The organism is Actinomadura logoneensis, from assembly GCF_003428695.1.
Taxonomy (GTDB): Bacteria; Actinomycetota; Actinomycetes; order Streptosporangiales; family Streptosporangiaceae; genus Spirillospora; species Spirillospora logoneensis.
In genome coordinates this window covers 1-8,739 of sequence record NZ_QURH01000969.1, presented here as the reverse complement: position 1 = coordinate 8,739, position 8,739 = coordinate 1, and the positions used below count along the sequence as shown (strand labels likewise).

The following is an 8,739-nucleotide window of genomic DNA, read 5'->3' as shown; positions in this document are numbered from 1 at the left end:
GGGCGGCGGCGCGGGCCGCTGGGGGACGGGCGGCGGGGCTCCGGGGGAGAGGTGGCCGCCGGCGGAGGACGCGGGCTGCGGCTCCGGATGCGCGTAGGGGGCGAAGTCGCCGACCGGGGGCTCCGGGACGTGCGGCCCGTCCGCGCCTCCCCGCGTCCCGCGCGGCCGGGCGAACGCGCTGCGGCCGTCCGGCTCGGAAAGGACGAATCCCTGGGCCGGCGCGCGTCCGGGCTGGATTCTCGTCACCTTTCCGGCATGGAAATGCGGCCATGCCGGGCCGGTGTACCGCGAGCCGCGAAGTGAGAGTTTCGGATCAGCCGGAGTCAGTGGATTGCCGCAATTGCACTTTACGACGGGAACGCCGTACTCATTGATCAGAACACCCATTCCCGCCTCCAGGACGGCGGGCGCCCCGGTCGCCTTCCCCGCGCGGAATCCGTGATTGGTGACCAGGGTGTCGGCGCGCAGGTGCACCGGGGTCAGCCGGGTCACGAACGCCGCGATCGCGTCGGGCGTGATGTGCTGGACCGCCGCCCACGCGTGCGCGCGGTCCGGATGCTCGCGCAGGTACGTGACCAGGCGTTCCGGGTCGCAGTGGGACTTTCGGCGCGTCCCGCCGTACAGGCCCGGGGAGTCGCCCGGAAGCGTCCCGCCGGGCACCGCGGAGCCGCCCCCGGCCGACGCGAGGCGCTCGTCGGTCCCCTTCGACGGCGCGTACGGATCGGGGCCGGGATCGCCCACCGTCAGGCGCGCGATGGTCGTTCCCGCGGCACCGCAGCCCGCCGCGCCGAAAAGAATGAGAGCCGACGCCGCGACCGCGGCGGGGAGCGCGTGATCGCGCCGCCGAGAATGGATCTCCGTCATCACCGTTCCCTCACTGCGAGTCGAACGCACATATACTCTTCGATGAAGCGGTGCGGCCGGTGGATCGCATTCAAATGGTCGTGATTCTGTAACCGGGGAGTTCGCGCGATGGCCGTTCCGATCCCCCCGCCGCCGACCGGGCCCCTGCTCCCGGGCGACCCCGAACGGCTCGGCGAGCTCCGGCTGGTGGGCCGACTCGGCTCCGGCGGGCAGGGCGTGGTCTACCTCGGCGACGGCCCGGACGGCCCCGTCGCGGTCAAGCTGCTGCACGAGCGGCTGCTCGGCGACCCGCGGGCGCGCGCCCGGTTCGTCCGCGAGCTGTCGCTGCTGCCGCGCGTCGCCGGGTTCTGCACGGCCCGGTTCCTCGGCACGGGCGTGCACGGCGACCGGCCCTACCTCGTCAGCGAGTACGTGCCCGGGCCGTCCCTGCGCGAGCTGGTCGCCGAGCGCGGCCCCCGGCGCGGCACCGACCTGGACCGGCTGGCCGTCAGCTCGGTCACCGCGCTCGCCGCGATCCACCGCGCCGGGATCGTCCACCGCGACGTGAACCCGCGCAACATCCTGCTCGGCCCGGACGGCCCGCGCGTGATCGACTTCGGTGTCGCGCGCGCCCTGGACGGCGCCCCCGCCCTCATGGGCCCCTCGGCGGTCACCGGGCCCTCGGCGCTCCTCACCGGCGGTCTCGTGGGGACGCCCGCCTACATGGCGCCCGAGCAGTTCTCCGGCGGTCCCGTCGGCCCCGCCGCCGACCTGTTCTGCTGGGCCGCGACCCTGGTGTTCGCCGCGTCCGGCGAGGACCCGTTCGGCAGCGGGCCCACCACGGCCGTGATCTACCGCGTCATGAGCCGGAACCCCGACCTGTCCGCGCTCCCGCCGCACCTGGCCGGGCTCGCCGCCGCCTGCCTCGCCAAGGACCCGGCGTCCCGTCCGACGGCCGAGTCGGTCCTGCTGACCCTGCTGGGAGCGCCCGCCGGGGACGTCCCGGAGGCGCGGTCCGGGCGGCAGGCCGCAGCCGAGCCTTCGAGCGTTCCTCCGGGCGAGCCTTCGAGCGCTCCCCCAGCGGAGCCTTCGAGCGTTCCTCCGGGCGAGCCTTCGAGCGCTCCCCCAGCGGAGCCTTCGAGCGTTCCTCCGGGTGAGTCTTCGAGCGCGCCTGTGGGACGGCCTTGGAACGCGCCCGTGGCGGAGCCTTCGAGGGTGTCCGCGCGCGAAGACGCCGGCTTCGCGTCGGTGGAACCCGTCATGGTGCCCGCGGGGGAGGCGGGGCCGCAGTCCTCGGCCGGTGGGTTCGCCCTGGGGGAGACCGCGTCAGGCCTCGCCGGACGGACCGTCTCGGGGGCGTGGTTTCCCGGCGGCCGTGCGGCCGCGGTGGAGCCCGCGCCGCGGCGGCGGCCGTGGACGCTCGCGGCGGGGCTCGGCCTCGCGAGCCTCCTGGCGGCCGGGGACGTCGTGGGGCTGGCGGCCTTCGTCGCGCAACCGGAACTCAGCGCCGGCCCGACCGGAGCGCTGCTGTTCGTCGGCTCGGCGTTCTTCGCGGTGCTCGCGGTCATCACGTTCGTCGCCGTCCCGCAGGCGTGGCGCGACACCCGGCGGCACGGGCTGGGACGGGGAGCCGTCCGGACGGTGGCGGTCGTCCGGATCGTGCGGATCGTCCTGTGGGGGGCGTGGAGCCTGTGGCTCTCGGTGCCGCCGGCCTCCATGGTCCTGCAGGCGGCGCTGGCCGCCCTCGCCGTCGGCCTGCTGCTCTGGGGCACCCGCGACCGCCCCTGACCGCCCGCCCGGCGGGCGGGGCGCGTCAGAAGGGGGCGGCGAAGGAGGTGATGTCGCGGCGTTCCAGGGCGGCGGCCATGAGGTCGGGGAAGGCGTCCGGGGTGCAGGCGAACGCGGGGATGCCGAGCGCGGCGAGCGCGGCGGCGTTGTCGTGGTCGTACGACGGCGTGCCCTCGTCCGACAGCGCCAGCAGCACGATCACCTGGACGCCCGCGCCGGACAGGGCGGCGGCGCGGCGCAGCATCTCGTCCCGGACGCCGCCCTCGTACAGGTCGGTGACCAGCACCAGGACGGTGTCGTCCGGCCGCGTCACCAGGCCCTGGCAGTAGGCGAGCGCGCGGTTGATGTCGGTGCCGCCGCCGAGCTGCGTGCCGAACAGCAGCTCGACCGGGTCGTGCAGGCGGGCGGTGAGGTCCACGACCGAGGTGTCGAACGCGACCAGCGACGTGCGCACCGACCGCACCGACGCCAGCACCGCGCCGAACACGCTCGCGTACACCACGGACGCGGCCATCGACCCGGACTGGTCGACGCAGAGCACCACGTCGCGGCGGACGGCCGGGCCGCGCCGCGCGTGCCCGACCAGCCGCTGCGGCACGAGCGCGCCGCGGTCGGGCCGGTAGTGGCGGAGGTTCGCGCGGATCGTCCGGTCCCAGTCCACCTCCGACGGCCGGCGCGGACGGGCCGACCGGGCGGCCCGGTCGAGCGCGCCGCCGACCGCCGACCGGGTGCGTTCGGCGAGTCGCGCCTCCAGCTCCCGGACCAGCGCGCGCACCACCGCGCGCGCCGACTCGCGGGCACGGTCGGGCAGCACCCGGTTCAGCGACAGCAGCGTCCCGACCAGGTGGATGTCGGGTTCGACGGCGTCCAGCAGCTCCGGTTCGAGCAGCAGCCGGGTGAGGTCGAGCCGCTCGATCGCGTCCTTCTGCATGACCTGGACGACGGGGGACGGGAAGTACTCGCGGATGTCGCCGAGCCAGCGCGCGACCGACGGCGCCGAGTCGCCGAGCCCGGCTCCGCGCCGCCCCGGCCGGGACCGCCCGCCGTCCCCGGCGCCGTAGAGCTTGGCGAGCGCGCCGTCCATGTGCGCGTCGTCCCCGGTCAGCGTCACCCCGGTGCCGTCGGCTCCGTCCCCGCCCAGCACCAGCCGCCACCGCCGCAGCCGCTCCGCCTCACCTCCCGGCGGGACGGGCGCGGTGTCCGTCCTCTCGTCCGCGCCGGGGACGTGCGGGGGCGTGGGGTCAGGCATGGTCGCCTCCCGTGGCGAGGATGCGCAGGACGGTCTCCGTGGCGGGCGCGGCCCGGACCGGATCGACCGGGTCGTCGAGGGGACGGGCGGACGGCGGGTCGGACAGGTGGCGGACCCGGTCGCCGATCGCGCGGCGCTCCGCCGCCGCGAACTCGGCGAACGCGCGGCGCAGCAGCGGCAGGACGTCGGTGAACGCCCCGGCGGGCAGGCCGGCGATCCATCCGTCCACCAGGCGGAGCAGGACGTCGTCGTGGACGAGCACCAGCCCGCCCTCCGACAGGAAGCCCTCGACCCAGGCGGCGGCGCGGACCGGCGCCGCGCCGGACGAGACGGCGCGCGCCATCCGGTCGGGGACGTCGGGGAGGATGCCCGCGTCGAGCAGCAACCGGGTGAGGCGCCCCTCCAGGAGGCCGTGCAGGCCGTCGCGGTCGACCAGGGTGGCGAGCGTGGTGTGCCAGCGGGCGGTGTGCGCGGCGTCGTCCAGCAGCGCGAGCGCCGAGTGCGTGCGGTCGATGCGGCCGAGCAGGTCGCGCGCGGCGTCGTCGTCCAGCCCGCGCGACGCCGGGACGAGCCCGACGCACACCCGCACGACCAGGCCGTCCACGACGGTGCCGAGCGGGCCGGTGCCCGTGCCGCGCACGTCCCCGTAGCGCAGCGCGCGGACGAGGGCGGGCAGGGCGTCCATGAGGTGCGCGACGTCGCCGTCCAGCGCGGCGCGGTCGGCGAGGATCCGCATCACGGCGGGCAGCGCCGCGCCGAGGTCGGCGAGCAGGCAGCGCTCGACCACGGCGGTCACCTCGGCGAGAGACCCGGCCTCGGCGGCCATCGCCTCGGCCCGGGCGGCGGACGCGCCCGCGACCGTCGTGCCCCACGCGCTCGCCTCGATCAGCTCGACGTCGAACTCCGGCCGCCAGCACAGCGTCCACGTCTCGCGGAACGTCCCCTTGCCGCGGCTCTCGGCGGGAGTGCCCCAGTCGACCTCCAGCAGCGTCAGCCGGTGCAGCAGGTGGCTGCGCGCGAGGTCGAGGTCGCGACGCAGGTCGAGTTCCAGGTCGCGGGGGTCCGCGGACGGCGCGAGCCGCAGCCGGCGCTGCCGGTCGGCCAGGTCGCGCTGCAGCGGCACCATGGGCGTGTCGTCCGGGACGGACCCGAGCCGCTCGCCGACGACCATCCGCCGCCGGACCAGCTCGACGGGCAGGTCGGCGCCGTCGCACAGCACCGCCCGCGTCGCCTCGGTCACCTCGTCCAGCCCGGCGAGCGGGCGGTCGCGCAGCGCGGCCAGCGCCTCCGCCAGCCGCACCGCCTCGATGACGTGCGCGGACGACACGTGCAGGCCCTCCTGGCGCAGCAGGCCCGCCGCGGCGGTCAGCCACCGCTCGACCGGACGGTCCGGAGCGGCGAACAGGTGCGCGTACCAGCCGGGCGACCGCACGCCCGCGCCGTAGCCGGAGCGTTCGGCGAGGCGGCCGTGCGTCCACGGCACCCAGGTCATGGACACCTTCGCCTTGGGCAGGCCGCGCAGCGTCTGGTCGTCGCGCGCGGCCGGGACCTTGGCCAGGACCGCCGGGACGTGCCAGGCCCCGCAGACGACGGCGATCCGGTCGAAACCGTCCTTGACCGCGCGGCGCAGCGTGCGGCGCATCGCCGCCTCGCGCTGCTCCTCGCGGGCCGCGTAACCGGACGGCAGGCCCGTCGCGGACGGCCGCTCCGCGACGCGGTCGCGCAGCTCGGCCATCGCCTCGGCGATCGCGGGGAACGGCGACGGGCCGCCGTCGCGGTGCTCGACGACGTCGTCCCACCAGCGCTCGGCGTCCTCGTACCCGGCCGCGCGGGCGAGCCAGCCCAGCGGGTCGAGCCGGATGTCCTCCTCGGCCGTCGCGCCGCCGCGCCCCTCTCCGACGTCCCCCGTGTTCTCGGCGTCCCCCGCGTTCTCGGCGTCCTCCGTGGCCTCAGGTCGCTCGGGCGCGGGTTCGCCGGGGGCGCCGTCCGGGACGGGCGGGATGAGCTGGTTCGCGGCGGGCAGGTCGCAGAACCGGACGGCGACGCCCTCCTCCAGCGCGTAGCGGACGGCCTGCCACTCGGGGCTGAACTCGGCGAACGGCCAGAACGCCGCCCGCCGGTCCGTCCAGGACGCGGCCTCGTCGCCGGGCAGGGGCGGCTCGCCGGGTGCGTAGGCCAGGAGCGCCACGGGCGGCACCATGTCGGGGTCGGCGGCGAGGTCGACGATCGCGTCCGCCTCCGGCGGCCCCTCGACCAGCACCGCGTCCGGCTTGAACTCCTCCAGCGCCCGCCGGAGGGCCCGCGCCGAACCCGGCCCGTGGTGCCGGATCCCGAACACCTCGACCCGTGCCCCGCCCGCGCCGACCGCTCCGCCCGCGTCCGGCCCGGAGCCGTTGGCGCCGGCACGGGGCATAACCGGCGGCGGGGTGGCGTCGGTCAAGAGACCTCCCGGCAGGCACGGTAGAAGTCGGCCCAGTCCGGACGGTCGCGGACGACGGTCTCCAGGTACTCCTGCCAGACGACGCGGTCGGACGCCGGGTCCTGGACGACGGCGCCGACGAGGCCGCCCGCGATGTCGGGGGCGCGCAGGACGCCGTCGCCGAAGTGCGCGGCGAGCGCGAGGCCGCTGGTGACGACCGAGATGGCCTCGGCGGTGCTGAGGGTGCCGGACGGCGACTTCAGCCGGGTCCGGCCGTCGGCCGTCACGCCCGCGCGCAGCTCCCGGAAGACCGTGACGACGCGGCGGATCTCCTCCAGCCCGGCGGGGGCCTCGGGCAGTTCGAGGGAGCGGCCGAGCCGCGCCACCCGGCGGGACACGATCTCCACCTCGTCGGCCTCGGACTCCGGCAGCGGCAGCACGACCGTGTTGAACCGGCGGCGCAGCGCCGACGACAGCTCGTTGACGCCCCGGTCGCGGTCGTTCGCCGTCGCGATCACCGTGAACCCGCGCCGCGCCTGCACCTCGGTGTTCAGCTCCGGCACCGGCAGCGTCTTCTCCGACAGCAGGGTGATCAGCGTGTCCTGGACGTCGCCGGGCATGCGGGTCAGCTCCTCGACGCGGGCGACCATGCCGTGCCGCATCGCGCGCATGAGGGGGCTCTCGACCAGCGCCCGCTCGGACGGTCCCTCGGCGAGCAGCCGGGCGTAGTTCCAGCCGTACCGGACGGCCTCCTCGGGCGTCCCGGCGGTGCCCTGGACCAGCAGCGTCGAGTCGCCCGAGACCGCCGCCGCCAGGTGCTCCGACATCCAGGTCTTGGCGGTCCCCGGGACGCCGAGCAGCAGCAGCGCCCGGTCGGTCGCGAGCGTCGCGACCGCGACCTCGACCAGGCGGCGCGGGCCGATGTACTTGGGGGTGATCTCGGACCCGTCGGGCAGTTCGCCGCCCAGCAGGTAGGTCGTCACCGCCCACGGCGACAGCCGCCAGCCGGGCGGACGCGGCCGGTCGTCGTGGGCCGCCAGCAGGGCCAGTTCGTGCGCGTACTCCTGCTCCGCGTGCGGCCGGAGGACGTCATCGGAGACAGAAGCGGAGACAGAAGCGGAGGTGGGGGCGGGGGCCGGGGCGGGAGTGGGGCGGGGCTCGGTATCGGGGCCGGTCTCGGAGTCGGGCACGGTCACGGATGGAGCTCCTTCAGCATCTCGGCGCGGAACCGGAGGGTCTCGGTGAGGTCGGTGAGGACGGCGCCCGCCACCCCGCCCGGGGCGGCGGCGAGGTGCCGCTCGGCCAGCCCGTGGACGCGGGGCGCGAACGCGGGGGAGAGGCGCTGGTCGGCGAGGCGGCACAGCTGGGTCAGGGTGTGCTCGTGCCGGTGCGTCTGCCGGTCGGCGGCGTTCGCGAGCGTCGCGACGACCGCGTCCGCCAGCTCGCCCGTCCAGGGGCCTGGGACGCGTTCGAGCACGCGCGGCAGCTCCGGGCCGCCCGCGACCCAGCGGACCAGCCCGGCCGCGGCGCCCTCGCGCTCGGTGTCCGGCAGGACGGTGAGCAGGTCGGCGAGCGCGTCGGGCTCGTCCACGACGACGCCGCCCTTGAGCAGCGCGCGGGCCCACGCCGGGTCGCGCTGCCGCAGCGCCGCCCTCGCCCACCCGATGTGGACGTCGCGGGCGGCGCGGCCGGAGTCGCCCGCCGCGTCGGTGACCGGCAGGCACACGACCTCCATCGGCGGCAGGCCGAACAGGTCCGTCCAGGTGGACAGGGGGGTGCGGGCGAGGATCTCGCGCAGCCACGCGGCGCGGGTGCCGACCGGGCCGCCGCCCGCACCGCCGGGCGCGAACGAGCCGCTGGGGTGGAACGGGACGCCGTCGCGGGCGAGGTCCTCGTCGTGGGCCGCGGGCGGCTCGACCACGATCCACGTCTGCCGCCGCTCCCGCACGGTGCGGGTCTCGGCGCGCAGGCACGCCCGCGCGCGCGACGCCATCCGCCGTCCGTAGGACGAGCCGGGCAGCCGGGACAGCAGGTCGGAGGCGAGCTGCCGGACGTCCTTGCCCCGGTCCTCCAGCGCCGCCTCGAGGAACTCCTCGTCGTCCATCGACAGGGCGCGGGCGAACGTGGCGAGGAACGCCGCCCGGTCGGGCGCGGCCTCCTTCGCCCACACGGCGCCCAGCGTCCCGCGCGCGGCGGCCGGGTCGGTGCCGCGCAGCCGGGTGAGGAACGCGACGCGCTGCGGCCGGGTGCCGGTCTCCCACACCTCGTCGCCGCCGCCCGGATCGTCCCCCGAGCCGATCAGGTAGGCCCAGTCGGTGTTGCGCAGCGCGAGCCACACCCCGCGGTGCCCGGCCGCGCGCGCGATCGCCGGACGCAGCATCCGGTCGCCGCGTCCCTTCTCCAGCAGGTCGGGCAGCAGCCGCGCGGGCACCCGGCGGCC

6 protein-coding genes are annotated in these 8,739 nt (G+C 76.7%); 1 reads left to right on the top strand and 5 read right to left on the bottom strand.

What is annotated here, in order from left to right; genetic code table 11:
- The coding region (locus tag DZF91_RS32880) for a DUF6777 domain-containing protein (protein WP_117360943.1) at positions 1 to 864 on the bottom strand (864 nt) is incomplete at its 3' end.
- Positions 865 to 972: 108 nt separating this feature from the next.
- On the opposite strand from DZF91_RS32880, the gene DZF91_RS41405 reads away from it, so the two are divergent.
- Positions 973 to 2,631, top strand: a complete 1,659-nt coding sequence (locus tag DZF91_RS41405) for a serine/threonine-protein kinase (protein ID WP_199487060.1) — start codon at positions 973 to 975, stop codon at positions 2,629 to 2,631.
- Between the two features lie 25 nt (positions 2,632 to 2,656).
- Here the strand turns inward: DZF91_RS41405 and DZF91_RS32870 are convergent, their stop codons facing one another.
- The 4 genes from DZF91_RS32870 to DZF91_RS40695 all read right to left on the bottom strand — a co-directional run.
- Positions 2,657 to 3,880, bottom strand: coding sequence for a vWA domain-containing protein (locus tag DZF91_RS32870; protein ID WP_117360942.1), 1,224 nt, complete (start codon positions 3,878 to 3,880; stop codon positions 2,657 to 2,659).
- A complete protein-coding gene (locus DZF91_RS32865; RefSeq protein WP_235834743.1) occupies positions 3,873 to 6,293 on the bottom strand; it encodes a DUF5682 family protein in 2,421 nt (806 codons plus the stop codon). The genes DZF91_RS32870 and DZF91_RS32865 overlap by 8 nt, the downstream gene beginning before the upstream one ends.
- Positions 6,294 to 6,316: 23 nt before the next feature.
- The gene (locus DZF91_RS32860; RefSeq protein WP_235834744.1) at positions 6,317 to 7,348 is read right to left on the bottom strand and encodes an ATP-binding protein; all 1,032 of its coding nucleotides are present in this window, start codon (positions 7,346 to 7,348) and stop codon (positions 6,317 to 6,319) included.
- A gap of 143 nt (positions 7,349 to 7,491) precedes the next feature.
- Positions 7,492 to 8,739, bottom strand: a 1,248-nt coding sequence (locus DZF91_RS40695) for a DUF5691 domain-containing protein (protein ID WP_199487059.1), incomplete at its 5' end; no start/stop codon positions are given.

Bases quoted from the DNA above. Each gene is read 5' to 3' on its own strand.
- DZF91_RS41405 (WP_199487060.1), top strand. From the start codon at position 973: ATGGCCGTTCCGATCCCCCCGCCGCCGACCGGGCCCCTGCTCCCGGGC.
- DZF91_RS32870 (WP_117360942.1), bottom strand. From the start codon at position 3,880: ATGCCTGACCCCACGCCCCCGCACGTCCCCGGCGCGGACGAGAGGACG.
- DZF91_RS32865 (WP_235834743.1), bottom strand. From the start codon at position 6,293: ATGCCCCGTGCCGGCGCCAACGGCTCCGGGCCGGACGCGGGCGGAGCG.